This window comes from Brevibacterium sp. VCM10 (genome assembly GCF_000583215.1).
In the GTDB taxonomy this organism is placed as follows: domain Bacteria; phylum Actinomycetota; class Actinomycetes; order Actinomycetales; family Brevibacteriaceae; genus Brevibacterium; species Brevibacterium linens.
Genome location: NZ_JAJB01000003.1, coordinates 1 through 24,548 on the forward strand (window position 1 = coordinate 1; position 24,548 = coordinate 24,548).

Genomic DNA, 24,548 nt, shown 5'->3' on the forward strand with positions numbered 1-24,548 from the left:
ATCTCCAGGTGCCGCTGGGTACCATCAAGTCACGGATCAGAGACGGAATGAAGAAGCTGCGAGAAGAGTTGGAGGCAAGCCGATGAGCGCAGATCGTGACTATCTGGCTGCCGGGCTGGCCCTCGGCGGGCTCAGCGACTCAGAACTCGCCGAGGCTCAGGCGCTGGCCGAGTCCGACGCCGAATTCCGTGCCGAAGTCGCCGCCTATGCCGACGTCATGGCCGACGCGGCCGAATCCGATGAACCGGTCGAGGTCAGTGCGACTGCCCGCGATGCGATTCTCAGCATCCCCCGCACACATGCGCAGCAGAGGTCGACGGACGGGCTGCAGAACCCGGCGACTCATATGCAGGCGGGCCCGACTGCAGCGACCCCGGTCGCCCTCGCGTCTCCGACTTCGCTGGCCGACCACCGCGAGTCACGTCGCCGCTCATGGCTGCCGTATGCGGCCGCTGCGGCCGCTCTCGTGGTCGCGACCGGCTCCGGGGTGACTGTCTGGCAGCAAACGCAGCGTCAGAACCAGCTCGAGGAGGATCTCACCACCGCGCAGCAGCAGCTCGACGAGTCCACACGGCTGATGCAAGCCGATGATCTGCGCACGAGCACCGACGAGCTTCCAGAGGGAGGAACGGTCACCGTGTCATCCTCGGAGTCCGAACAGCTCATCCGGATCAGCCCCGAGGATGTCGGACGGGCTCCAGAGGGGAAATCACTGCAGATGTGGGTGATCGGCGACGAGGGGCCCGAAAGCGCCGGACTGATGACCGGAGAATCGACGACGATCGCCGGCCACGCTTTCACCGACGGCAGCGTCTTCGGCATCACCATCGAGCCGGAGGGCGGATCGGACCAGCCGACCACGGACCCGGTCGTGGCGATCAACCTGTAAGGCCCGAGGTCGACCTCGAAGAGTCTTCCGTCCTTCGGGGAGTTGCTCCAAGGCAGGTGGGCTCGACGGCACCATGTAGCAATTGAATACTCTGCTGCCGAAAGTGCACAAGTGCTACACTGGAGAGCAGACGCAGGAGGTTGCCATGACTGCACAGGCGCATCAACCTATGGCCCCAGATGAGCAAGTGGATTTCGAAGGGCTGAGACCACACGAAGTTCAAGACGCCATCCGACTCTACAAACAGCGCAAACGACTCCGGGTGTCCGGTCGCGCCACGCTGCGCAAACACATCGATCAGGACTATGTCGACAATGCGCAGATCGTTTCTGGAGCGACTCAGCGCCAGGCGGTCCGCAGTGGTGAGATCCGCAAGCGGCTCCTTGAGAGTGAAGGTGCGGCCACCTACGCGACCGTGGCCGACATGCGCGGCTCCAACGAAAAGGCTGCACGTCAGTGGGTTCGCCGACAGCGCCAAGAGCTGCGGCTGTTCACCGTCGAGGCACAGGGGCGAGTCCTCGTGCCCGCCTTTCAGCTGGGCGACGATGGTGACCTCGACAAGGCGGTCAGCAGCATAATCGTCCAGCCGCTGCTCAAGGCCGGCGTCCGCGCATGGGCAATCTGGGCATGGAGCACACGACCGACTGGACTCCTCAGCGGGCGGGTCCCGGCCAAGCTGGTCCACGAGAAGCCAGAGGTGGTTGAGAACGCGGTCAAGATCCACATCGATGATCTCGACTTCCCAGCCGGCGCATGAGTCGCGAGTTCAAACCCGAAGCGCTGACCTGCCCGGAGCCGTCGACGTGCACGGTGGCGATCGAGACGCTGACTGACCTGGCTCGCAGAGGCCGACTGCCGTCGACGACCATCTCTGCAGACACAGCCTGGAGTCGCGTTTATGACTCCCGGTTTGGACGCACGGAGTTCAACCCCGGGTTCGGCAACGCGCGGTTCTCCCCGTTCGACTCCGAACTGGGCGAGAACCGGGTTGCCGCTATTTACCTGGCCGGAACCCCGGAGGCCGCCCTCCTCGAAGGCAGTCTCCGGGATGGCGACGTGAGCGGCATTCCGGAAGCGGAGGAGGAGAGCTTCCACGGACTTCTGCACGTCGAACTGCTCGCCTCGGAAGAGATGCAGGTTGCCGACTTTCGAGATCCGCAGTTGGACGACCTCGGCCTGAAGCGGACAGCGATTTCGTCCAACCCCAGCCAGCATTACCCCTGCACTCGCACTGTCGCCAAAGCCGTCCATGCCTCGCGTCAGAATTTCAGCGGCATCATCTGGCACTCCCGGCAAGTAGAAGTCAGCCGACTGCCCCGAGTACCCGTCATTGTTCTCTTCGAAGAGCGTCTGAGCCGAGGCCGTGACGCCTTCCGTCTCAACCCGGAACGAGACTCCATCGGCTCCCTCTACGAAGGCGAAGGGCGAGTGCAACTCGATACGCTGCTCGACCGACTCGGTGTGTCCGTCGTGGACTACTGGGACTGATCACTTTCGGATCGGTCAGGCTTACGCTGATTGGTCGCCTCGCTCAGTAAGCCACGTTCACCAATGCTTTGAGGCACGGAAGGCACATCGTTCACATCTCGGAGGATGTCCATAAAGGCATCGACACTTACAGGATTGCCCCGACTCTTCAGGGCTACCTCCAAACGCTCCGTGTACTTGAATGCGTCAGCGCTCATAAACACCATTCTACGGCGAATCCCTCCCTGTGCGCCGGGCTTCAGGAACAGGCGGAGGTGCGTTAGCTTACGAATATACGTTAAGAACCGAAGATCTCGTTCCTGCCCGTCCCCGACCGGTATGAGGTCCCCGAAGCCGCAACCGAGGTGGACAGCGGTGTCGAATCGGCCGCCGAGGAGATCCTCTCCGGCCTCCGCAAAGCCGCCCCGGCGGCGCTGGCGGCGTCGAAGCGGATCGCGAACTGGCGGGTGCTAGAGAGAATAGATGCCCACGAGGCGGAGATGGTCGAGCTCCCGGCGACTTTCTTCGCCGGCGCTAACGCTCAAACGGGGATGAGGGCATTCCTGCGGAAGCAAACTCCCCCGCGGGTCGTCGAGCGGCGAGAGACGGCCGGACGGGACTGGCTCCTCGCCTTTGCGCCCTCACTCAACCAGGGACACCGAGACTACACAATGAAGACCCGGCCCTCGACCCTGTAACTAAGGAAGCCTAGCGTACCAGCGACGAAAGTCGGTCACGGGTACTAGATGCTCGCAATGACAGTGTTCGCAATATCGAATAGCTAGAATACGCACGCAGTCTTCGCCTCAAAATCATCCTGATAGGTAGAATCCAACACTGAACAAAACAGGGATGAAGCTCTCCAAAAAATGCAGTAACCTGCTCTTCAAGAGTTGTATTACACCACCCACATGGCACTCCAGTATGCTCAGCAAGAAAGCCAGGTACACGTGCAATCAAGCAATGGCGACGCAAACGAGTACTACCCAGAAGAGCCGTCTACGCTCCTAGGCGACCAGCTGATCCCCCGGCAAGGAGCAGACAGCCTCAAAGGCTATCTACTCACTGTGGGCGAAACAATCAAATTACCCCAACTACGCACTCAGCTGCGGACTCACTTAATCCCCGCCGACGTTAATGGCCTATTTCAGCAATCGAAGCTAGCTGAATTTCTTGCAAATCTGGTTACTGACTATTGCATTCCCCGAGAGCGTCGCATCGAGGCAGTAAAGGAACAAATTGCAACCGGATCGCAAGAACCAGTAAATTCGCTGCGCAAAGAAGCAATCGAACTCTTCGTGGATAACAACTCGTCAGGTGAGGCTGGAGAGCTTCTACTCTACTTACTCACGGAGCGAGTATTAGGGGCCCCACAAATAATGAGCAAAATGAGCCTTAAAACCTCACCCATGATGCACTACCACGGCGCCGATGGAGTGCATGCCAAACTCACTGACACCGGTCTGGCCGTCTATTGGGGTGAATCGAAGATCTACTCCGACCGGGCCACCGCAGTAGCGGAGTGCCTCAATTCTGTCGCTCCGTTCCTAACCGACCCCAACCGCAAGACCGCATCAAGAGACCTAGGTCTCGTTCGGGATAACCTCGACGTTGAGCAAAAAGCGCTGAAAGACAAAATGGTCAGATTCTTCATCAAGAAGAACCCTGAATGGAATAAACTGGAATTACGCGCAACATGCCTCGTGGGTTTCGATCTCGACGAATACCCGAACTATGTAGACGGTGACGATATACGCGAAGATGATCAAATCCACGACTTCATCAATGACTGGTCTGAACATGTAGGAAAGCACATCAGCAAGAACAACCTGGAAACATTTGAAATAGACTTCTTTCTGCTTCCCTTCACAAACGTCGATGACTTTAGGACGCAAACTCTGACCGCTCTTGGGGCTCCTACAAATGACTGAAATCAACGACGAAATTCTTAACTCCGAGGTCTTCGTAAACCTTCGTCGTGAGATTCTAGCCGAGTTCGATGAGCAATCGTTTCCGACAGCTCACTTTGGAACCCGAACGCAACCAATCGACTGGGATTTGGCTCTCTTCCTGATTAGCGCATTGGATGAAGCCGGAAGCGCTCGGGCACAACAGGCTGCTATGGACATAAGCTTCGGCGCGCTACAATCTGCCGATACCAGCGAGAATAACAAGACAGCTGCGGCGTTGCTCTTAGAACGGTTCGGGAACTGGGCCTCTATAGACTTGGCGATACGGCGCGGAAAAATCAGTGATTCATATCGCAATCTTGTACCGCTTCCTCTGCGGACCGACTCTGTGGCCGCCAAGATTGACCATACGATCCGTCCAGCAGTTGGTTCCTTTTTCCTTGGTAGCGACTTCCAACGACGGTTCTGGCACGAAGCGAAGTCCAATGCATGGCTGAGCATCTCGGCCCCAACTTCCGCGGGAAAGTCCTATGTCGTAAAACGATGGGTCATAGATCAAGCAGTCACAGATGACCAGGCGGTTGTACTCTACGTCGTTCCGACCAGAGCACTCGTCGATGAAGTCAGTAAAGAACTTCTCGATGAGCCTGAGCTCACTAATGTGCATATCAACACCATCCCGTGGGATAGCACTCTTACATCAAAAGGACCGCGCATTCTTGTAATGACTCAAGAGCGCATTCAGATCGTTTTTGATCGCTACCCCCTTATACGTCCGACCGCAGCGTTTCTAGATGAAGCCCAAAAGTTCGGAGACGGCTATCGAGGTATTCTGCTCGAAGAAGTATTGAGTGAAGCAATTCGACGAAACGAGTCATTGAAGGCTGTATTCGCAAGCCCGATGACCGAAAATCCCGAAGTTCTTCTCAGCAGAGCACCAGATGATGACCTGAACAGCGCTTTCGTATCACCGGTCCCAAGCGTCAGTCAGAACTTGTATTGGGTCAACCCAATTCCCCGCCAATCACCTAGGTGGTCAATCGAGCGAGCCGAAGACGGTGAAATGCGCGAAATTGCGCAGGTATCTCTTGGAGAAGAACCACACCCGCCGTCGAAGCGACTTGCAGCGTTGCCTACGAAACTATCCTCGCAAGACGCGCTAAACATTATTTACGCAAACACTCCATCGGATGCGGAAAAGTGCGCCAAACAAATTTTCGAATATTTAGGCAGGGAATCCACCACCAACGATCAACGCATATCCGACCTTCAGGATCTGATTGCCAAGTCTGTACATCCGAGCTATTCGCTCTCGGAAATGGTCACCCGAGGTGTTGCATTTCACTACGGAAATATGCCCCAACTTGTGCGTCACGGCGTGGAAGAACTGTATCGACTTGGGCTGATTCGGTTCCTTGTTTGCACATCTACACTCCTTGAAGGAGTGAATCTGCCGTGCACCAATATTTGGATAATGAACCCGAGGCGAGGCAAGGGCAATCCCATGACTCCTTTTGACTTCTGGAATCTTGCAGGTCGAGCCGGAAGGTGGGGGCATGAGTTTGCTGGAAATATTATCTGCATAGGCACTCGCGCAAATGGCGGTTGGACAGTCGATCCGCCGACGTCCAGAGCAAAGGGTGCGATCTCTTTTGCCAGCGAAACAAAACTCAAGGATGCTCGAGGCATTACCGACTTCATTGGTCGCGGCGGCCTGCATGAGTCGGGGCAGAAGAAGGATGAGGACTTGGAAGCCCTTGCCGCTCACCTATTCGGCGCCGCATCCCGCAATGAACGGGCGCCTGCACTTCGAGTATTGCCGAAAGCAACAGCAGAATCAATTGCTGACTCCTTTCGTACCAAGGAGAACGAACTCGAGGTTCCAGCTAGTATTCGCAGGGCACACCCGGGCATTAACCCTCAGGCTATGCAACGACTGCTAGATGACCTTCGAACAAAAGATCCAAACACTTTACCCTTGCTCTCTCCCCTCGACGATGGGGCCTACGATCGACTACTTCATGTACTTTCCCGTTGCGAGAGATCCCTACGAGCGGGTTTTGGCGTCCCCCGAAACCAGGCGCGATTAACCGTCCTACTACTTAACTGGATGAAGGGGCGGCCAATTCCATGGCTCGTTTCAGAAAGAATCAAGTTTGAGCGCACGCGAGACCCGGAAGGTTTCAATACTGCCAACTGCATACGTGCAGTTCTTAACGATGTAGAGCAAGTCGCTCGATTCAAGGCCCCAAAGTATCTCTCATGCTATGCAGATATAGCCGCATTTGTTGCTTCTCCAGCATCCACCGATCCGAATTCACCTGATTTGGCCATGATGCTCGAATTGGGCGTTTCTAGCATGACCGACGTTTCTTTGATGTCCCTAGGCCTGTCTCGTACTGCGACGATTCAGATTTCAGAGCTCATCGCTGACGGGCAGCTGACAACACAGGACGCTCTCAATTGGCTTGAAAAACAAAATCTAAGTGCGTTAGGTCTTCCGTCACTAATAGTGCGTGAAGTAGAGGCGACTGTTAAGAGAGCATTGCGTCGAGTATCCAATCGAAATTTGTAACTCGAAAGTTCGCCTAAAATTTCGCTTGCGATAAGATTTTGATGACTGTGCGGTCCTTTTCAGACCTGCCTTGTCTATGCCACTCACCCCTTGCGCATGATGAACACCGTCACCGAGCTCCCGGCCAGGTCGATCCTCAGCTTCCCGTCATCGCCCATGCCGCCGGCGGCAGCCGACGCCCCGGACGCATCCGGCGAACTCGAAGCCGACGCCCCAGCCAACGAAGAATCACCAGAAGCCCCATCCCCACTAAAAGGAACTGAGTCAGGCAGCGGATTCGCAGGCACCACCTGAGTCGCACTCTTCGCATCATTCGACTTCCCATACACCTGAGAAGCCGAATCAACTGAAAACCCCGACGGCATCGCCAGCGTCACCGGATTCCCACCCACCTTGGCCGCATCGTTCGCATTGATCACCGTCGTGACCAAGGTGCGCCCGTCGTTCTTCACCACGGTGTAGGCGCTCATGTTCCCGCCGCCAGACACCGAAGTCTTGGTGAAATGCCCGCCGACACTCGGCACCAACAGTCGCAGCCCCAACATGTTCGGACGAACTTGAAACGCATTCGACCGGTCCCCGAATTCGGCCGGATCACAGATAAGCGACATCGGCGCTCCCCCATTGCACGCCCCGAGCATCGAATGCATGGCCATCCGCTCGACGCCGAGCGTGGCCGCATACAGGGTGTAATCGGCCGCCCACAGCGCCGAGGCATTCGTCAGCGACGTGTCATTCGTGCCCGGGCAGCTCGTCGGCCCCGTCTCCTCCAACCACAGCGGCAAGTCCGCAGCCTCAGCCTTGTCCTTGCCGATGCCGAGGTTCTTCTTCGCGACTTCCTTCGCTAGCGGATCGATGAGGTTCGCCGCCTGCGGCCCCCGCCCCGGAACCTGAGACGAATCGCATTCGTAGAGCTGATACCAGTGCTGCGAAATCGCCTTCTTATGCTTGACCCCGGAGCCGGCGAAAGCCTCCATCCACGCCCCGTCGTAGACGTCAGGACCGATGATCGGCGCATCCGGTCGTTTCGCATGAATGGCCTTGACGTACGCCTGCAGCTGCTTGACGTACTTGTCTTCGTTCCAGCCGTCATCCCGGACGGCGCCACCGGGCACATCCTTGACGGTGTACCCGTTCGGTTCGTTGCCGATCGCCAGACCGACAAGAGAATCGCCGAGGATGTCGACCGCGTGTGCGGCCATGTCCGCTCCGCGTTTCGGATCGTAGGTCCCCAGAGGAATGCCGATGGTGACCGTCGAACCGGTGACGTCGACGAGCTTCTTCAGCCGCTTGAGGTCATCAGGAGTGACGGTGACCTTCTCACCGTGCTTCGGCTTCTCACCCTTGGACGTCCAGAACGTCCTCCGGTCGAGAGCATTGCCACCGAACCGCAGCGCTGGCGATCCGAGGGACTTCAATTGCTCGTCGAGATTGGACTGCGCCGGATCGAGCCGAGGGTCGGCGAGGTCGGTGGCTTCGAACGAGATCCCGACATTGTCTGCCGTGAGGCCCGGGCCCGTTCGGTCAGTGGACGCAGTCACCACCGCATCGTCTCCGGAGATTGCACCGGCAAACGACTGCTCGAATTCAGTCGGAGTAGGGCTCGGCTCCGGGGACTGGCTCGAGGACGACGAATCGTCCGAATCGTACCACGAACACCCCGACAGAACGAGGGCGAGCGCCACCACGCCACCCTGGATACTCCTTCTGAGGTTCACTCCGATAACTCTGCCCTGTCCCCGCAGAATCGACAACTTCCACAGTGCCATTCGAGTGGCCTCCTGTCCGAATCCCCACCCGCCGAGGCACCCGCCCCACGCTCATGGCATCGTAAGGGTGGAGACCACGCCACTCGAGCCCACCGGAGGAGAGGAACCGCCATGCCCGACAACGTCGCCAGGCCCTCCCTCACCCCCATCCGCGGGGCCTTGGGTATGTCGGTGGCGATGGGCATGGGCCGGTTCTTCTATACTCCGGCCCTGCCCCTCATGGTCGCAGCCCTCCACTGGAGTTCGGCTCCCGGCGCATGGATCGCGACGCTCAACTACGTCGGCTACTTCATCGGCACCCTCGTCATCGCCCAAGGCTGGGTCGAACCCAACAGGTTCGTCTACCGCCTCAGCCTCATCGTCTCCACCGTGGGTCTCGCTGCGGTCGCTCTGACCCCGAACCTCATCTGGCAGGGCGGCATCCGCACGATCGCCGGCATCGCCTCGGGGCTGATCTTCGTGTGCGTGACCCAACGGATTCCCGCGAACTCCCGCCGGCCCCGCGACGGCGGCATCTCCTACGGCGGAGTCGGCTTCGGCATCCTCGTCTCCGGCGCCATCGTCCTCGCCGCCGGCAGCGTCGCCGACTGGCGCCAACTATGGCTCATCTGCGCGGCCGTATCCGCGATCTTCTCCATCATCGCCTGGACCTGGCCGATCCCCGCCCGGATCCCACCACACACCAACCCCGCCGAGGCGGCCGACCCGACCGAGACCGCCACCGACGATCCCGCCGAGGCGGCCACCCCCTTCGACATCAACCGCCGCCGAGCCATGGCTGTCCTCTCCACCGGCTACTTCTTCCAGGGCGGCGGCTACATCATCATCGGCACCTACCTCGTCGTCTTGGCCGGTCCCGTCTTCGGAGCAACCGCGGCCGCCTCGACGTGGCTCATCGCCGGGATCGCGACGGCGGCCTCTCCCCTGACCTGGTCGGCGGTCGCGGCCCGCATCGGCACGGTCAAGGCACTGACGCTCTGCTACTGCCTCCAGGTCTTCGGCGCCCTGCTCGCCGTCTTCGGCTCCACCCCGATCGTGCTGATCATCGCCGCTGCCCTCTTCGGCTTCACGTTCATCGGGGTGGTCATGATGACGATCGGCGTCGGCACACAGATGGGTGTCGCGAACGCCTCGGCGAAGCTGACGTCGTGGTACAGCATCGGCCAGATCGTCGGCCCGGCCGTCGTCGCCGCGGCCCTGAGCGAACACATCGCCGCCGCCTTCATCGCCTCGGCGATCGCTTTGGCAATCGCCATGGCGCTGACCTTGGTCGGCGTCCTCACCGGCAACGTCGACCGCTGACGCCGGGCGATCGGGTCGGCTCTCGCACACCGCCGTGGTCCTGCCGATGATCCTTGTGTCAGAGGGGGAGGTATCGCTCGCGGTGTTTACACTGTAATCTTCTCGGCGGGTGTTGTTTATGGTCGGCAGACTCCGCGGATGAAGCAGCATCTGGAATCGCATCCGCTGGCAGACCAAGAAAGAGACAACTCTCCAACGTCGGCTGCGCGCAGCCTCGGCGTCGATCAGATTCCTCACCGGCTCTCGATCCGGTGATGCCGCACTCACAGTGAAACCGATAAGGAAGTTAAATTATGGCTATTGTTCTGTGGATCCTCGCAGCGCTGCTCGTCATCTCGGGCATCTTCGCAATTCTGCGCAAACAGATTCTGTGGGGCGTCGTCCTCATCGTCGTCGGCTGCCTCGTGGGGCCAGGAGGGGTGAGCATCTTCGCCTGATCTTCTCCCGCCTTCACGTGAGGTGTCATTCCCGGCAGGGAGGCCTCGCGTGAAGGCGGGAACGACGGCGACACCTTTCGGTGCACCGCTCAGTAGGACAGGCTCCGACTCCGCTTCGGCAGGAAGGCACCACCGCTTCAGCTCAGCTGCCGCAGATAGCTGCTGAATCCGCCGCGCGTGCGACCGGACAGACGAGCAGACGTGAGCACTCTGCAGTCATCGGTTCTGCGAACGCGGCCGCCCTCCCGCAGCACCGCATCGACGATTGCTTCGTCCTCACCACATTCCAGCTGAGGCACGCCTCCTATGGCTTCGAGCGCGCTGGCGCGCAGCCCCATGTTCGCTCCGAATATGTACGGGTGATTCTCGAGCAGTTCGTGGTTGGCATGCCAAGTTGCGACCAGGTCGGCCGTTGCTGTCTCAGGGCGTGGGGCCACAGTGCCCACCAGGCAATCGACGCCTCTCGCGGCGAGTTCGAGATGGGTGGTGATCCAATGTTCGGGCACTCTGCTGTCGGCGTCTGTGAATGCGACCCACGCCGAGTCGGAGTCTTCCCCTGTTGTGGATTCCTCGGTTCGCATGAAGTGCCTCCATCCAAAGTCGCGGGCTCGACCGACGGACTGAAAAGAGGTCGCGAGGACGAATACGTCGCGATGTCGGGCGGCAAAATCCTCGACGATGCTCGCCGTGGCATCGGTGCAGGCATCTGCCACGACGAGGACTCGAAACCGACAGTCGATGCCTCTGTCGACAGCGCATGAGCGCGATCGCTGCACCGACTCGAGGCACCCGAGGATGTCTTCCTCCTCATTATGAGCCGGGATGATCACACCCAAACGCGTGATCATGCGTGCCCCTCGGCCGCGGATGGGCGGAAATCCTTGTCGATCGTGATGATGTCCAGACGATAATCCCCTTGATACCGGTGTTCGACCCGATGACGAGGCCAGGCGCCTAAGCAGATGCGATGGACTTCATCGGCATCCAGCGGCCAATCGTCGATCTCGCCCCTCCAGTGGCAGAGCACCAGGATGAAACGAACCGTTGTCGAGCCATCGATCTTCTCCAAGGTGTCGAAGAGCTGAGAACGACTGAGGTAGAAGCCGGTCTCCGACAGCACGACGCAGTCGAAAGTGCCCTGAGGCCACTCGAAGGGAATGGTGGCATGGACGAAGTTGATTGCCGATGAAGGCGCAGCCCCTCGGCGTCTGGCGATTCGCAGAGCCTGCGAACTCGCATCGACTGCCGTCACCTGCGCCCCGATACCAGCGAGCTCATGGGTCAGAGCGCCGACCGAGCAGCCGATCTCAAGGATATGAGCGTACGGAACCGCAGGCAGATGGGTGAGGAGATTCCGGCGTTTGGCGATCTCATATTCGGAACTCCACACCTGCCAGGGGTCACACCGTTGAACGTGGACTTCGTCGAAGACCGCAGAGGCCGCACTGGCGTCGTGGAGCGTCTGTGAGCTGCCGCCGCCGCAGGAAACCGGAGTCGCGGCGGCGCGGAAGTCCGAGACCGCGAAGGTGTCTCCGCCACGACGGAAATGGTCGAGATGAGCGGGGCCGACGATTGCTTCGTCTCCGGGCTGATCGGATAGCGCTGAGACCTGCGAGGGATAGCAATCGAACACTGCCTGCCTGTCGAAGTTCGCTGGATCGGGCAGAAACGACCAGCTGCGCCACTCCTCGTCGGAGGGGTCTGCCCAATGCCAGTACCAGATCGGGTACTCGAGCACCGTCGTGTGGCGGTCACGCCCCAACTGCAGGGCCGCTGCACCGATCGCCTCATGATCACTATGTCCGTCCCGACTGTAAGGTGAGACGAGCACCACGGGTCCCTGGTGCTGGTCCACTTCGGCCCCGATCTCGTCGACGATCCTCTGGTTGAATGCGCTCAGCTGCCCATCAGGCAACCCCACGAAGCGGCGAGACAGACAACCATGGTCGAACAGATCCAGTGCCGCATTGAACTCGCGCAGACGAATCTCTCTGAGTTCCTTCGTCGAGTGGGTGGGAGAACCCGGATGGGATTGTTCCCCTGCGGTGAAGAGCTGCACGACGACTCGGTGAGCGGACCGACGCAGGCGAGCCAGCAGGCCAGGCGCTCCAAGGGCTTCATCGTCCGGATGTGCGGCAAGGATGATGAACGTGGCCCCAGCGGGCATGGCCTCGACCCCGAGCGCGGGAAGATCCTGCACGCCGGCTTCCCTCCAGGAGGCTTCGGGCGTACCGGGGTCTCGATGGTCAAAACCCATTGTGGTCGACCTTCGTGCGAAGTTCCGTGCCGAGAGCGGCTTCATCGTGTGGACCGTGGTGCTGGCTGATGTAGACGGTGAGGTCAGCGTCGGCTTTGGCGAAGCCGACATCACCTGTCAGCGCTGCCGGTCCCGCGATTTCGCGACTCAGGTGCTGGATCCGGCGAACTCCTGAGTAGACGATATTGCGCACCGTCAGGGCCAGAGTCCAGGCACGTGCGCGGGAATACTCGTCACACCCGTCGGCTGCGGCCGCTGCCTGCGCGAGGACGCTGCGAATCGAGAAGATCTCAGCCTCGAGCTGACCGATGAGCATCTGACCGACTGAGGATGGGTTGGAGCGCTTGCTGTGCCGTCGCACGGCGTTTCTTGCCAGTCCCACGGCTGCGCCGAACCAGCACGCTGCCACTCGGATGCCTCCCCATGCGAATGCAGTTCGCTCCAGATACCAGTTCGGCGATCCGAGGACGGCGACGGGTGCTTTCGTGAACGCGACACTTCCGCTCGGGATCTCTTGCAGCCCTACGCTCGGCCAGGCAGTCGGCTGAACCTGCACTCCGCGATTCCTGAGGTCCACGGCACAGGCGTACGATCCTCTGTCGCTGCCGGCGATGACGATCGCGTGCGTGAGCTCGGCGGCCAAGGAACACCAGGCTTTCTCCCCATCGATTACGGTCTGTTCGCCATCTGTACACACGGTGAGGACGTGAGCTGGAGACTCGGCGGCGTAGACCCCCCAGGTCGAGCCATCGGGTGCGTCGTGTCCGGCTTCGGCAAGGATGCCCAGCGCATCCACATGGGGTTCAAGCATCCGAGCGACAGCGACATCGACGGCCGCCACCTCAATCAGCGACTCCCACTGCCGCATCTGAGACGAGGTCCCGGTAAGTTCGAGAAACCGACTCAAGGCGAGAACCTTGTCAGCGGTCTGCGCATTGCTGGTGACCAGCTTCCTGAGCTCGTCGTGGCAGGCAGGTTCGTCGCGCCAGGAGCCCAGAGGCGCCGAAATCATCCCAGTGACGTCTAACCGATGCTGTGTGTTCATGTCGTGTCTTTCTGAAATCGTCGGGCAGGTCCTTATCAGCCATCAGGCGGTCTGGCTGACATCATCGGTGTCCAGGTCATTGTCGGTGTAGACCCGCTGTCGCATCCGCTGTCCGTGAGTCAGTCGCTTCACATCTAAGTCGGAGTCGAAGCTCGCACCGATACCGCCGGCGACGACGCCCATCGCTGCACTCAACCAGGCAATATCGAGATAGTTCGCCACCGTCGCCTCCTGCCGGATCTGGGCCGTCATGAACTCGGGATCGATGACGACGAGTCCACCCAGCAGAATGAGGCCCACCAGTCCAGCGTAGAGGGCGAACACCGTGATCAGCAGCGTCAGGACGGTGGAGAGGTTGTAGAACATCACCACCGTGGCCAGGCTATCGCTGCGTGGTTCGTCCCAGAGTTTGTGGTTGACGATCAGCCAGGAGACCATGACCAGAATGGCTGTTGCGCCGATCGACAGCAGCCGCGCGGTGGACAGATAGGTCGACATCTGCCAGATCGAGCTGTAGAAGATGCCGAAAGCTCCTGTGGCCGACGCCGCCGCGAGAGCTCCGGAGAGCTTCGGGACGGTGCGCCACGGGTCGTTGGCCATCGTCATTCCCAGCACCAGACGTGGGCCTCCAGTGAAGGTGTGGGCGTGCAGCGATTGGTGCTGCGTGTCTTCGTTCCTCGACCAGTTCGACCAACGCAGCAGGAATCGTCGGGTCGCCTCTTCGGGATCCCACGGCACCAACTTGTTGACCGAACTCATCAGCACTTTGATGATGCGGCGCTTGGTCGACCATGCGCCAAGAGTGGGACAGGACACGATCGCTAAGTTGCTGTCGGAATGGACCTCGGCGATCAGCGGGTCGCCCTGAGTATGGCGCGGGATCTCGGTGAGGATCAGAACGATGTTGACGTCCGGGTAGTCGGCTCGAAGGTCCTCGACAGCGCTGAGGTCGAGTTCGCTTTCCGGTGTCAAGCGGATGGTGTCAGTCGCCGTGTACAAGGTCGTTGTGACCCCATACGCGTCTTGCAGAAGCCTTTCGAGTCGTTGATGAATAGCGGCCGCTCGGCGGCTGGGCAGGCCCGGGTCGGCCACGAGAAGGACCTGGAGGGCCTCTGAAGAGGTGTCGAGCATGTTGATCCTTCTCAGCTCAGTGAGCTGTCTGAGGGTATGGCTAATTGGTTGGTGAGAGGCGGATGCGTTCGATGAGTTCGTCGAGGGCATCGTCGAACTGGCGTTGGCGATGATCTTCGCTGAGCAGGTCACTCAGCTCGTTCACGGTGGGATACTCCGATAAGTCGGAGTCGTCATCGGACCTCTCGTGATCGTCTTCGTCGGTGATGGCGAAATTCGTGGAATGGACTTGCAGGAGCAGATCCCCGATGAGGAAGCTGGTGAACGATTTGTAGGCACCGACCGCGGCCGCATCGGAGAACTCGAATTGCTGCAGCATGGAAAGGAACTCTTCGACCCAGCGCAGGCTGCGCAATGGAGGACGCAGCCACGGGGCTTGGGACGGTTGAGTAGCAATCAGAGGAAAGATCCCAGGATGATCGAGTGCCAGTTCTTTCGTCGTATTTGCCACCCGCTGGAGATAGTCCTCCCACGACGACGGCGTCTGCCTCATCAGCCGGTTATCGAACAGACTGTCGATAAGAGCTTCGACCATCGCTTCGAGAAGGTCTTCGCGTCCGGAAACATGCCTATACAACGCCATGGCTTCGACCCCGAGGGACTGCCCGAGACGTCGCATTGTCAGCGCATCGAGTCCGTGTACGTCGACGAATGTGATCGCCGCTGCCACGAGGTCGTTCCTGGTCAGACGGTTCTGGGCCATGGGATCCTCCCTGCCCGGATTGACGAAGGTTGAACCTGCTCGCTCATCTTGCGTGTCACACAGGCGAACACATCCTCTCAATTTCCTGACACGATTAGTGTGTAAACATTTTTGGGTTGCGCCCTCTAGGCTACATCGACACCGCTACCAGGAGAACCCCTTTGAAAATTCGGTTTCGGCCCCTCACTCAGGGGCGTGGCATCTGTTAGCGTGATTACGTCGTAAACATGAAAGGAGTCGACATGAAACCCGCAGTCAAAGAGTTCCAGGACGATACCGAACTGATGGATGAAGTGAAACGCCAGGCGGCAGCGGGCATCGCCAAGGACGACCTCTTCGTCCTCTCCCATGACGATGACCGCACCGACCGCGTCGCAGGCAGCGTCAACGCCAACGAACCCGACGATCTCAGCAATCACGTGGGCACCCGGTATGACAAGAAGGGCGACGAGCTGCGCGCGATCTTCGAAGAGTTCGGCTTCACGTCGAACGAGTCCGACGACCTCGAAGAGAAGCTCGATCACGGCAAGATCCTGCTGCTGATCAACAGCTGACGCACAGGCAGCCGAACACTTCTCACACAGAATCTCCCATCGCATCGAACCCCGCCCGCCCGCGCGAGATCCGTCGTGCACGCGAAAGGAAGGAACATGAACGACAGCTCCGCCGAAGCCGACAAGCTCAAGGGCTCCGCGAAATCTGCCGCAGGCAAAGCCAGTGGTGACAAAGGCCTGCAGGCCGAAGGCAAGACCGAAAAAATCCAGGCCGAAGGCAGACAAGCCGCGGAAGAGATCAAAGACACGGCTCGTGGAACCGCCGAATCTCTGGGGAACGGTCCGAAGCACTGACACTGCCCGGCGGAAGGGCGAGGACCAAGTGCTCGCCCTTCCGCTGCTCCGGCAGGAGCAGAACTCACCGAGTCTCAGCGGCAGACGAGCCAGAAGAGCGAGAAGAACATGGCAGAGACCAACCCTGAACATTCGTTCATCGTCTTGGCGAACCGTTTACCCGTCGACCGCCGCGAAGACCGTGGTCGACGTCGCGTGGGAGGGGCATCATCGCCAGACGTTCTTCCAAGAGGGCGCAGGCCTTCCTCCACCCGAGGATCGCGCCGACGTGTTCGCGCGCTATGGCAACGGCGATATCGCCGCAGCACGCTACGACCACGGTGACGGTATGGCGGGTCTCATCGGCCCGCACGCCGAGGCCGACCAGACTTGGCTGGACGAGGCGGGATTTGCCGATCCGGACGGTGACGACTGGAATTACGCCGTCCCGTTCGTCGAAGCGCTGTTGGACTGACTTCTCCCCGACATCGAATGCCGGTTCTGTGACGGGAGTTTTTCTGAAATCGTCCGGTCGCCGACTCGACGTCAGCGCGACCTCGCCGAGGTGGCACACACCCGACCGCCCGTGTAAGACTACGTAGGCGATTGCTTTTTCAATGATCGCTCGATCTGCGAATTGGCACACCGACTACGACAGCTTCCCCCACAGGAGCGCGGAGGAACCGAAGGAGCTATCCCCCATGACAGAAACTCCTGGGATCACAGGTCATTGGGACATCGATCCCTCACATTCTCGACTGGGATTCTCCACACGCCACGCCATGGTCTCGCGTGTGCGCGGAGCGTTCAATGATGTGTCCGGTTCGGCCGACATCGCCGACGATCTTGCCGATTCGACCGCCGAGGTCATCATCCAGACCGCCAGCGTCGACACCCGCAGCGAGGGTCGCGACGAGCACCTGCGTTCGGCAGACTTCTTCGACGTGGAAACCTACCCGGAGATCCGTTTCGTCTCCTCGGCCATCGATGAGGTCGAGGAAGGCTCCTACATCGTCACCGGTGAGCTGACGATCCGCGACATGACGAAGACAGTGTCGGTTCCGCTCGAGCTCATCGGCGTCGAGACCGACCCCTTCGGCAACCTGCGCGCCGGCCTCGAGGGCTCGCGTCGCATCGACCGCAAGGACTGGGGCGTGACCTGGAATACGACGCTCGATTCCGGCGGCGTGCTCGTCAGTGACAAGATCACGCTCGAGTTCGAGCTCTCCCTCATTAAGAACGTCGCCGAGGCGGCCCCCACCGATTCCTCCGAAACCGCCGATGAGAACGAGGCCGACGAGACTGCCCCTCCCGCGCCGAATGCCCCGGAGGCAGCCCCGACCGCTGAGCCCGCAGACACCGAGTTCCCTCCCCCACCGCCGGTCAAGCCCGCCGACAAGCCGGCAGAGACGGCCCCGGAGACCAAGCAGCCCGATGCCCAGCCGTCCGGAAACGGCTTAGGAAAACTCTTCGGCCTCCGCTGAACCCAGAACATGACTCGACCGATCAGCCCATAGCTGCTCGGTCGAGTTTCTATGTGCCGAAAGATTACTGAACAGGGAACATAGCCACCCTCATTCCAACGAATTGATAACCGTTGCCTTGGTCCTCCGCCGGAGGCAATCTCGTGCGTGATTGAACGGTTACGATAAGGCGTCTGCTTCGGTCAGAGTCGAATCGAGGTCCCGTGAAGCATCGCTCATCTCTACTGAGGTACTTGCCGTGGCAAATGAACACCAGACGCACCTTTGCCGCGATGGTCTTGATCTTTGCTCTCGTCGCACTTTCAGGTTGCTCAGCGTTCGGGGAGCAGTCAAAGAATGATGATTCGACCGGCTCAACTTCCAACCCGGCTGAGGACGTCAGCCCCGCAGCAGTAGCCGAACCAGCGCCTGAAGCAGTTGTCGAGGATCTGGACCCGTACTCGGCGGAGGAAGAAGAGCTCGTTTACTACGGTGAAGTGCTCTCCTATCGCTACGGAATCGACGTAGAACCGGATGAATGGCTGTCGCTCGCAGACAAGGAATGCGACTCGTATTCTGAGGCTGGTAGCACTCGCGTCTATGGTCCGAGGTCTGCCGACACCCTCGCCGACGATCCGCGATCAGGCCTTCTGCTCGAAACCTTCGTCTTCATGGTGAACGGTTCATTCTGGTGCGGCATCGACGATTACGGCGAGAGTTTCAAAAGGTACGGGTCTGAAGCTGAGCTGATCTCATTGGCTTTTCTCGAAACTGTCAATGCCACCGGTCCTGTCCACCCGCCGGTTGCGGACTTCTCGGACTACTACGACAACCAGCTGCTCATAATTCGATATGAGTTCGACACCCCGCCGGACCCTGACATGTCAGGTCCAACGATGCCGGACGTTCCCGACCCGTATGAAAGCTCAGACCCGGTTGAGGACGAAGCACCCGGGTACGGCAGTTCCGACCCCGACTATCCATACCCGGGTCCGTATAACGAGTATGAAGGGAACGCTGGCGGACCAACCCAGTGCAACGACGGCACCGTTTCCAATTCGTCCGGCCAGGGGACCTGCAGTTGGCACGGAGGAGAGCGCTGAAAGTTCCTCTCGACGCACATGTCCCGCGGGTGAGATCGGTACACGAGCCGATCTCACCCGCGACTACTATTGAGACCAGCACCAAATGACCGGACAGAGGAAGTAGGACTGCCATGGCCAAGCTGACGAAGATGGTTTCGGCCATCGGTTCTCTCAAGGACCTCAACGCCGCCCGCGCCGAGTTCGATGACGCGTCGAAGACCGTCCCCGCCGAGGCGGCCTTCCCGCCCGCAGACATCCGCCCAGCCGCGGACGATTCCCGCACCCTGATGCTGCGGGTGACGGATCCCGGAAACTTCGCCGAGGCGGCCCCGCAGTCATCGAGCCAGGGTGACACTTTCGCGGTCATCCACGTTCCCGCCGCCGGTGAATTCGCCGCAGTTCTCGTTCTCAATCCCTCCACTCAGGTCGAGGCAGGTCAGACTTTCGCGACCATCGCCGACGAGGGCGGGTGGCCGGTTGTCGTCGCCATGGTCGAAGAGTTCCTCGGCATCCGCATCGATCACATCGCACAGCTGGAAGCAGACGCGCTCGGTCGAGTCATCGACGAGCTCGGCGGTCTGCAGGTCTACAGCCGCGCTGCGTTCAGCGCTGGCGGTACCGACTTCGTCGAGGGGACGAACAACCTCGGGGGACCGACATCATCGATCTTCACCGCGGCAGATCCGGTCGATGATGCCGGCCAGACCCGGACCCGCAATCAGCGTGCGGTCGTGCGTGCGCTCGTCCAGGGGCTGAAGTCAGGCGGGTTGGTCAAGGATCCGAACAAGGGCGCGGCTGTGCTCGGACACTTCGCGTCGGGCATTCAGCACAACGCGGAGCTCACAACAGGTGAACTCGGCAAGATCGCCAATACTCTCCGCACTCTACAGACGGACGACATTGCGGTGGTCACAGTGCCCACGAACTCGCGTCGCGAGGAAGATGGCACAGTCATCATCGACTTCGATCCCGAGGCGGTGCCGGCGCTCAAGAATGCCTTGGTCGGCAACGACCTCGCAGACTTCTTCCGCTACCTCGTCTCATTGGGGTATTAGAAGGTCACGTCGATTTACCCGCGCAACGACTGCCCTGGTATGGCCGCTGCACTGGTCGTCGCATAACCCAGGTCGAGGGATCCTCGTCGCTCCCAGTATTCAGCTGCAGTATCCAAGATAGTGATGAAGCAACGAGAGGCTCTGGACCATGACTCGGTGGTCACCGTGCGCAAAGACCGGACACCCAAACTGACTCGATCGCCTGGCCGAAGGCCGTACACGGCCCAGTAGCTGGTGTCCGAGTCGAATCCGATCTTGTGGCCGACAAGGGTCTCCCCATTCACCTCGACCTCAAAGCGCATATAGTCAGTGCCTCTGGAGTTGACGTAGTTGCTGCGTAAGCTGAAGGTGAGGACGCTGGAGTTCTCGTCCGACCATTTCATTTCTCGTCTGGCGAATGCTCCGACCCCGAGCTCTTCGGCTGGAATCTTGATTTCACCCCTCGGACAGTCGACTGTGTGGTTGTTGGATTCCATCAACAGTGGGCCGGCCGACAGCGGATGGTCATGGTTGTCGCCGGCCTGTCCGATCCACGGTGGAGCCGCGGCTGCTTGTGACTTCGCATCGGTGAGCGACTTTCGGAGCACAGTATTCTGCTTGTAGAGGTTATTCCTGTTGTTGATTCCAGGAAAATTGAGCTCGGGCCAATTGCGGTCGATGAGCTCGGTGAATATGATTCCGGACCGTCGTTCGTCCTCAGAACCGGCGAGCCCGAGTTCGACGATGGCTCGCATGTTCATCGGCGAGATCGAGTCGAATGCAGGGTCGGTTTCGTTGTAGATCTCGGCCAACCATCGCCCCATCCGGACCTCCCAGTAGAACATGTCTGAGGCCACGAAGTCGTGCAGCGCGTTCGGGTAGCCAAAGTGTTTCAGTGTCTCCTCGAGCTTCGCCTGGCATTCAATGATCTCTTCCTCACCGAGATTGGCGCTTTTCATACGTGAGGACATCAGGCCCTTCACCAGGTCGATCGGATCCCTATGCTTGGTTGACCCGTAATACGAACGGATCGTCTCTTGAGTATTACCTCTGAAGTGCAGCCCCGTACTGTTTCCGAAATTCTCGACATAGCGAGCAACGAGCCAACGACCGTGTTCGACAAGAGAGTTCTTGTCAGCAATGGCCTTGTCTTCTTCGGTGAACTTTGCGCCCTGCCCATGCACGATCGGTACGTGGTTGACGTTCGCAAGAGCAAGCACCTCGCGGGAGAGGTCTCGATCCATCTGCATAGCCTGCGCCCAATTGCCGGTCCCATTGTTGGTGAAATAGGTGAATGCGTCGACCCTGTCTTTGTGCTCACGCAGTGCGGCGAGCACCACTCTGGAGTCGAGTCCACCGGACAAAGATACGAAGAACCGGTCAGTGCTCTGGGCGAAGGCACTCATCTGCCCCAGCCATAGACGATTGATCTCCGATGCGCGCTCCTCAAAGCTCAACCCGCTGAAGCGATTGCGTTCCCGAGGGAAGTAACGAAAGGTGTGCTTTGATTCGAGTTCGAGCACGTGGTTCGGGAGCAGGGCCCGAATTGTCGGGTACGGCGTTTCGTCCCAGGCAAACGACAGAGGCAGCGCCGCCCATGACCGAGCTGCTTTCAGATCGTCAGAACCGCGGGGCTCGGCACCGTTCAACGAGGCGAGCAGATGTGCGTGTGTAGAGAAGGCTTGGCGGTTCTCGTCGTAGTAAATAGTCCGAGTGCCGTGCGCATCGTGAAAGACGCGGTAGAGGCCATCGACCTCGACGATTATTGCGTAGCGCCCGCCCAGGTAGTCCAGCGCGTCAAGGAATTGCTCCTGGTTTGACGTCAGTTCAACCTGCAGAGTCTCAGCGATTGCCTGCAAGTCAGCAGTTGCCTCGGCCTGATCCGAACCAGGAGGGACGAGTGCTGCTGTCCCAACGACCAGAACCGAAGCTCCTTCTGACCGAGCAATGGCTGGCGTGCGCTCACTGTCGAACCATATGGAAAGGTCACCAAAGCTCAGGTGTTCGAAACGCTCCGGAGGGCCCTCCCATCCAGAAGTCTCCAGCGACTGGTGGTGAGCGATAAACCCTCTTGGGTACAAAGAGAAATCTGATGGCATAACAGGAGTCTAAATCTCAAGAAGCCAGGACCACTGCGCAAATTCGCCCGAGCTGTTGCCTCAAGAAGGTTCGCACGGAATTCAGGAAGCGTTAGCCAAATTAATAACCAGCGCCCCTGAGCCTTTAAGAGAGACCAACCACGAAGCCCTCTGAATCTTCATACGGCCTACCCTAGTCCAGCTACAGCCTCAGAGCCCTTCGTTCTGGCGAGCCAAGGGCACCAGCACACGTGTCGTCCGACCGGCGTGACCGATCGAGCTTCGTCTCGGCAACGCGAAGCTCGGACGTGTCAATCACCACATTCTGATATTGTGCGATTCATGATCAGCATTGGAACACCTCAACTCATAGAGGAGGGGCCCGACGTCATTGTCACCGCAGCACTGTCAGGCATAGAACCGAGCGGAAATCTGCGGTTTCGCTTTCCTGCACGCTACGCGCCGACTCCTGAGGCCATGGCAGATTCCATGTTGCCGGTCGGATTGATGCTCGCCATGTCTAAAGGCACTGAGCTTGAACTAGACGCCCCGGTCTCGGCGAAGCTTCTGCACAACAGTGAAACGGTGCAGGATATCTACCAATCGTGGTTTCCGAAGAAGATGCAACGGATCACCATTCGTGCTGCAGAGCGAAATTATCGCCCACTCCAGAAGGACGACCTCACTCTGTCCACCTTCACTGGCGGGGTCGATGCTTTTTTCACCCTCGACAAACACTTTGACAGCATCACTAGCCTGCTCTATGTCTACGGGTTTGATATGCCCTTGCGCGATAAAGAACTCCGCGCCCAGATGTCAAGGCACCTGAATGACGCGGCCGAGCATGCCGGAAAGACTCTCATCGAGGGCGCTTCGAACCTGCGAAGATTCCTCAATCCTCATCTCAGCTGGTCAAAAATGTCACACGGCGCAACGCTCTCCAGTTTCGCGACGTTACTGACTTCGCACCACCACCGATTCTATTTTCCGGCATCATATTCCTATGCCGACCATTACCCTTGGGGGAGTCACCCGCTCGTCGATCCACTCTGGTCGACAGAGAATCTGACAATCATCCACGACGGGGCAGAAGCGTCGCGCGTTCAGAAAACTCGGCGCATTGCACACAATGTCTCAGCTCAGAAGCACCTGCGCATCTGCTTTCAGCGCAGAGGTGAATACAATTGCGGTCAGTGCAGCAAATGCATTCGAACTAAGATCGCTCTAAAGCTGGAGGGGAAGTTAGAACAGTTCGAAACTCTCGACCACGAAATCGACTTGGATCGTCTCAAGCAGTTGGCAATCAGATCCAAGAGTGATCTAATCTTTGCTCGCGAGAACTACGAGTTCGCTTTAGCACGAGGCGATAAGGATATCAGTAGCACCCTCGGACGGATGATAAATTCGTACACGGCGCGAAGAGGCTGACTAACTCTGTCGTCAATCTCTTAGGATTCGCCTTAAGGCCAAGGGACGGCCGAGGGGTAGAGCTGCCACCTGCCGAACCCCCACGGCCTGTCCGTTTTAAGGCTCGGGTACAGGGTAAGGGTAGTCGGCCCCTCTCGGCGAGATCGCAGAATGCTAAGCTGACGGGAACATACGCCCAGAAAGTCAGAGAGCAGAAGTGTGATTTTATCCGACGGCGCAATTCCCATGAGATGGTGGGACTACACGAGGAACTTCGGGGATCTCCTAGGGCCATGGCTCATCGAGCGAATGACAGGCAAAGACATCACTTGGGTTCCTCGACATGAGCCCCACTACATCACGGTCGGCTCCATCCTCGGCCACGTCCGGCCGTCCAGCGTCGTGTGGGGCGTAGGTTCATTCGGCAGCGAAGGCGAAAAGAATGTGACAACTGGAGACAGGTACTTGGCCACCAGGGGCCCACTGACGAGGGCCCGGCTGGAGATGTATAAGCAGTCGTCCCCTCGCATCTATGGAGATCCGGCCCTTTTGGTTCCCGACCATCACCCGGCCGCTTCTCAGCAGGACAAGAAGGTCGGACTGATTCTGCGGTGGTCAGAGCGCGTGCGTAAACGGAATTTCGACGTCGCGGGAGTGCACGTCGTCGACCTGGAGACAGACAGCATCGAGGAAACCCTTGATACCATCACCTCTTGCGACGTGATCGTATCGACGTCACTACACGGACTCATTCTCGCCGATGCCTACGGCATTCCCAACGCCTGGCTGATCGCGGACACCGGGTACGGCAAAGAACACAAATTCTGGGACTACCTGCTTTCAGTTCGGAAGGAACGAGATCCGGTCGAATTCGACATTACCGAAAAGGGAATGACCGTCAGCTCGTTCATGAATAGATTCTCCTTTGACGATCGTCCTATGAGGATCGACCTCGAGGCATTGAGAGAGTCCAACCCATTCACCGGGAGCTCGCCTCGGATCGCCGAAGCAGAGGCCGCAGCACGTGCAGGTGCAGAAGAGATGGCGGCTCAGGGCAGAATCGACAGAAAGAGCCTCCAGCCCAAGTACCTCAAGTAGCTTGGACTGCCAGCATCATTCCGAACATGCTCAGGTGGACGGCCGACAGCTCAACCCAGGAAGTTCCCCAT

23 protein-coding genes are annotated in these 24,548 nt (G+C 59.2%); 16 read left to right on the top strand and 7 right to left on the bottom strand.

The genetic code is table 11. The annotated features are described in order from the left end of the window. Window positions 1-82: 82 nt before the first annotated feature. The 6 genes from AD89_RS0100560 (at window position 83) to AD89_RS19500 (ending at window position 6,841) form a co-directional block, all read left to right on the top strand. Window positions 83-889 (top strand): anti-sigma factor, encoded by an 807-nt coding sequence (locus AD89_RS0100560; protein WP_025776663.1) that lies wholly within the window; start codon window positions 83-85, stop codon window positions 887-889. An 82-nt stretch (window positions 890-971) separates the two neighbouring features. Next, window positions 972-1,646, top strand: coding sequence for a hypothetical protein (locus tag AD89_RS0100565; RefSeq protein WP_155807327.1), 675 nt, complete (start codon window positions 972-974; stop codon window positions 1,644-1,646). After that, window positions 1,643-2,377: an RES family NAD+ phosphorylase gene (locus tag AD89_RS0100570; protein WP_025776665.1), complete on the top strand. Its 735-nt coding sequence runs from the start codon at window positions 1,643-1,645 to the stop codon at window positions 2,375-2,377. The genes AD89_RS0100565 and AD89_RS0100570 overlap by 4 nt, the downstream gene beginning before the upstream one ends. Before the next feature lie 344 nt (window positions 2,378-2,721). Then, window positions 2,722-3,054: a hypothetical protein gene (locus AD89_RS17835; RefSeq protein ID WP_025776667.1), complete on the top strand. Its 333-nt coding sequence runs from the start codon at window positions 2,722-2,724 to the stop codon at window positions 3,052-3,054. Between the two features lie 213 nt (window positions 3,055-3,267). Beyond that, on the top strand, window positions 3,268-4,287 hold the full coding sequence (locus AD89_RS19495; RefSeq protein ID WP_025776668.1) for a HamA C-terminal domain-containing protein: 1,020 nt from the start codon (window positions 3,268-3,270) through the stop codon (window positions 4,285-4,287). Further along, entirely contained in the window at window positions 4,280-6,841 is a 2,562-nt protein-coding gene (locus AD89_RS19500; protein ID WP_081770289.1) for a DEAD/DEAH box helicase, read from the top strand. Before AD89_RS19495 ends, AD89_RS19500 begins: the two co-directional genes overlap by 8 nt. An 83-nt stretch (window positions 6,842-6,924) precedes the next feature. On the opposite strand, the gene AD89_RS0100600 is transcribed toward AD89_RS19500, so the two are convergent. Then, window positions 6,925-8,382 carry a hypothetical protein gene (locus AD89_RS0100600; protein WP_231488323.1) on the bottom strand — a complete coding sequence of 486 codons (1,458 nt, stop codon included), beginning with the start codon at window positions 8,380-8,382 and terminating at the stop codon, window positions 6,925-6,927. Window positions 8,383-8,721: 339 nt separating this feature from the next. On the opposite strand from AD89_RS0100600, the gene AD89_RS0100605 reads away from it, so the two are divergent. After that, the gene (locus AD89_RS0100605; protein ID WP_025776671.1) at window positions 8,722-9,912 is read left to right on the top strand and encodes a YbfB/YjiJ family MFS transporter; all 1,191 of its coding nucleotides are present in this window, start codon (window positions 8,722-8,724) and stop codon (window positions 9,910-9,912) included. Window positions 9,913-10,205: 293 nt separating this feature from the next. Beyond that, complete coding sequence (locus AD89_RS20080) at window positions 10,206-10,349, top strand: GPGG-motif small membrane protein (protein ID WP_167193803.1); 144 nt, start codon at window positions 10,206-10,208, stop codon at window positions 10,347-10,349. Window positions 10,350-10,486: 137 nt separating this feature from the next. Here the strand turns inward: AD89_RS20080 and AD89_RS0100615 are convergent, their stop codons facing one another. Genes AD89_RS0100615 through AD89_RS0100635 form a run of 5 tightly spaced genes read right to left on the bottom strand, consistent with a single transcriptional unit; the run spans window position 10,487 to window position 15,452 of the window. Next, on the bottom strand, window positions 10,487-11,197 hold the full coding sequence (locus AD89_RS0100615) for a glycosyltransferase (protein WP_025776672.1): 711 nt from the start codon (window positions 11,195-11,197) through the stop codon (window positions 10,487-10,489). Then, complete coding sequence (locus AD89_RS0100620; protein ID WP_025776673.1) at window positions 11,194-12,606, bottom strand: bifunctional PIG-L family deacetylase/class I SAM-dependent methyltransferase; 1,413 nt, start codon at window positions 12,604-12,606, stop codon at window positions 11,194-11,196. The genes AD89_RS0100615 and AD89_RS0100620 overlap by 4 nt, the downstream gene beginning before the upstream one ends. After that, window positions 12,596-13,651 carry an acyl-CoA dehydrogenase family protein gene (locus AD89_RS0100625; RefSeq protein WP_025776674.1) on the bottom strand — a complete coding sequence of 352 codons (1,056 nt, stop codon included), beginning with the start codon at window positions 13,649-13,651 and terminating at the stop codon, window positions 12,596-12,598. Before AD89_RS0100625 ends, AD89_RS0100620 begins: the two co-directional genes overlap by 11 nt. A 42-nt stretch (window positions 13,652-13,693) precedes the next feature. Beyond that, entirely contained in the window at window positions 13,694-14,782 is a 1,089-nt protein-coding gene (locus tag AD89_RS0100630) for a hypothetical protein (RefSeq protein WP_025776675.1), read from the bottom strand. Between the two features lie 40 nt (window positions 14,783-14,822). Next, window positions 14,823-15,452, bottom strand: coding sequence for a TetR/AcrR family transcriptional regulator (locus AD89_RS0100635; RefSeq protein ID WP_231488325.1), 630 nt, complete (start codon window positions 15,450-15,452; stop codon window positions 14,823-14,825). A gap of 275 nt (window positions 15,453-15,727) precedes the next feature. On the opposite strand from AD89_RS0100635, the gene AD89_RS0100640 reads away from it, so the two are divergent. The 6 genes from AD89_RS0100640 to AD89_RS0100665 all read left to right on the top strand — a co-directional run bounded on the left by AD89_RS0100640 (window position 15,728) and on the right by AD89_RS0100665 (window position 19,915). After that, window positions 15,728-16,039: a general stress protein gene (locus AD89_RS0100640; protein ID WP_025776677.1), complete on the top strand. Its 312-nt coding sequence runs from the start codon at window positions 15,728-15,730 to the stop codon at window positions 16,037-16,039. A 96-nt stretch (window positions 16,040-16,135) separates the two neighbouring features. Further along, window positions 16,136-16,333, top strand: a complete 198-nt coding sequence (locus AD89_RS0100645) for a CsbD family protein (protein ID WP_025776678.1) — start codon at window positions 16,136-16,138, stop codon at window positions 16,331-16,333. A 181-nt stretch (window positions 16,334-16,514) separates the two neighbouring features. After that, window positions 16,515-16,787: a hypothetical protein gene (locus AD89_RS0100650; RefSeq protein WP_025776679.1), complete on the top strand. Its 273-nt coding sequence runs from the start codon at window positions 16,515-16,517 to the stop codon at window positions 16,785-16,787. A 226-nt stretch (window positions 16,788-17,013) separates the two neighbouring features. After that, complete coding sequence (locus AD89_RS17840) at window positions 17,014-17,796, top strand: YceI family protein (protein ID WP_025776680.1); 783 nt, start codon at window positions 17,014-17,016, stop codon at window positions 17,794-17,796. A gap of 245 nt (window positions 17,797-18,041) precedes the next feature. Further along, window positions 18,042-18,878, top strand: coding sequence for a hypothetical protein (locus tag AD89_RS0100660; RefSeq protein WP_155807328.1), 837 nt, complete (start codon window positions 18,042-18,044; stop codon window positions 18,876-18,878). Window positions 18,879-18,991: 113 nt separating this feature from the next. After that, window positions 18,992-19,915, top strand: a complete 924-nt coding sequence (locus AD89_RS0100665) for an LCP family protein (RefSeq protein WP_025776682.1) — start codon at window positions 18,992-18,994, stop codon at window positions 19,913-19,915. A 14-nt stretch (window positions 19,916-19,929) separates the two neighbouring features. On the opposite strand, the gene AD89_RS0100670 is transcribed toward AD89_RS0100665, so the two are convergent. Continuing rightward, window positions 19,930-21,993, bottom strand: a complete 2,064-nt coding sequence (locus AD89_RS0100670; RefSeq protein WP_155807329.1) for a hypothetical protein — start codon at window positions 21,991-21,993, stop codon at window positions 19,930-19,932. 321 nt (window positions 21,994-22,314) lie between these two features. Here AD89_RS0100670 and AD89_RS0100675 point away from each other — a divergent pair, with 321 nt between their 5' ends. Continuing rightward, the gene (locus tag AD89_RS0100675) at window positions 22,315-23,400 is read left to right on the top strand and encodes a hypothetical protein (RefSeq protein ID WP_155807330.1); all 1,086 of its coding nucleotides are present in this window, start codon (window positions 22,315-22,317) and stop codon (window positions 23,398-23,400) included. Between the two features lie 225 nt (window positions 23,401-23,625). Beyond that, the gene (locus AD89_RS17845) at window positions 23,626-24,477 is read left to right on the top strand and encodes a polysaccharide pyruvyl transferase family protein (protein ID WP_025776685.1); all 852 of its coding nucleotides are present in this window, start codon (window positions 23,626-23,628) and stop codon (window positions 24,475-24,477) included. Window positions 24,478-24,548: the final 71 nt, after the last annotated feature.

Excerpts from the sequence above, each read along its gene's own strand:
- AD89_RS0100560 (WP_025776663.1), top strand. The coding sequence starts at position 83 with ATGAGCGCAGATCGTGACTATCTGGCTGCCGGGCTGGCCCTCGGCGGG.
- AD89_RS0100570 (WP_025776665.1), top strand. The coding sequence starts at position 1,643 with ATGAGTCGCGAGTTCAAACCCGAAGCGCTGACCTGCCCGGAGCCGTCG.
- AD89_RS19495 (WP_025776668.1), top strand. The coding sequence starts at position 3,268 with ATGGCACTCCAGTATGCTCAGCAAGAAAGCCAGGTACACGTGCAATCA.
- AD89_RS19500 (WP_081770289.1), top strand. The coding sequence starts at position 4,280 with ATGACTGAAATCAACGACGAAATTCTTAACTCCGAGGTCTTCGTAAAC.
- AD89_RS0100605 (WP_025776671.1), top strand. The coding sequence starts at position 8,722 with ATGCCCGACAACGTCGCCAGGCCCTCCCTCACCCCCATCCGCGGGGCC.
- AD89_RS20080 (WP_167193803.1), top strand. The coding sequence starts at position 10,206 with ATGGCTATTGTTCTGTGGATCCTCGCAGCGCTGCTCGTCATCTCGGGC.
- AD89_RS0100615 (WP_025776672.1), bottom strand. The coding sequence starts at position 11,197 with ATGATCACGCGTTTGGGTGTGATCATCCCGGCTCATAATGAGGAGGAA.
- AD89_RS0100620 (WP_025776673.1), bottom strand. The coding sequence starts at position 12,606 with ATGGGTTTTGACCATCGAGACCCCGGTACGCCCGAAGCCTCCTGGAGG.
- AD89_RS0100625 (WP_025776674.1), bottom strand. The coding sequence starts at position 13,651 with ATGAACACACAGCATCGGTTAGACGTCACTGGGATGATTTCGGCGCCT.
- AD89_RS0100630 (WP_025776675.1), bottom strand. The coding sequence starts at position 14,782 with ATGCTCGACACCTCTTCAGAGGCCCTCCAGGTCCTTCTCGTGGCCGAC.
- AD89_RS0100640 (WP_025776677.1), top strand. The coding sequence starts at position 15,728 with ATGAAACCCGCAGTCAAAGAGTTCCAGGACGATACCGAACTGATGGAT.
- AD89_RS0100645 (WP_025776678.1), top strand. The coding sequence starts at position 16,136 with ATGAACGACAGCTCCGCCGAAGCCGACAAGCTCAAGGGCTCCGCGAAA.
- AD89_RS17840 (WP_025776680.1), top strand. The coding sequence starts at position 17,014 with ATGACAGAAACTCCTGGGATCACAGGTCATTGGGACATCGATCCCTCA.
- AD89_RS0100660 (WP_155807328.1), top strand. The coding sequence starts at position 18,042 with ATGAACACCAGACGCACCTTTGCCGCGATGGTCTTGATCTTTGCTCTC.
- AD89_RS0100665 (WP_025776682.1), top strand. The coding sequence starts at position 18,992 with ATGGCCAAGCTGACGAAGATGGTTTCGGCCATCGGTTCTCTCAAGGAC.
- AD89_RS0100670 (WP_155807329.1), bottom strand. The coding sequence starts at position 21,993 with ATGCCATCAGATTTCTCTTTGTACCCAAGAGGGTTTATCGCTCACCAC.
- AD89_RS0100675 (WP_155807330.1), top strand. The coding sequence starts at position 22,315 with ATGATCAGCATTGGAACACCTCAACTCATAGAGGAGGGGCCCGACGTC.
- AD89_RS17845 (WP_025776685.1), top strand. The coding sequence starts at position 23,626 with ATGAGATGGTGGGACTACACGAGGAACTTCGGGGATCTCCTAGGGCCA.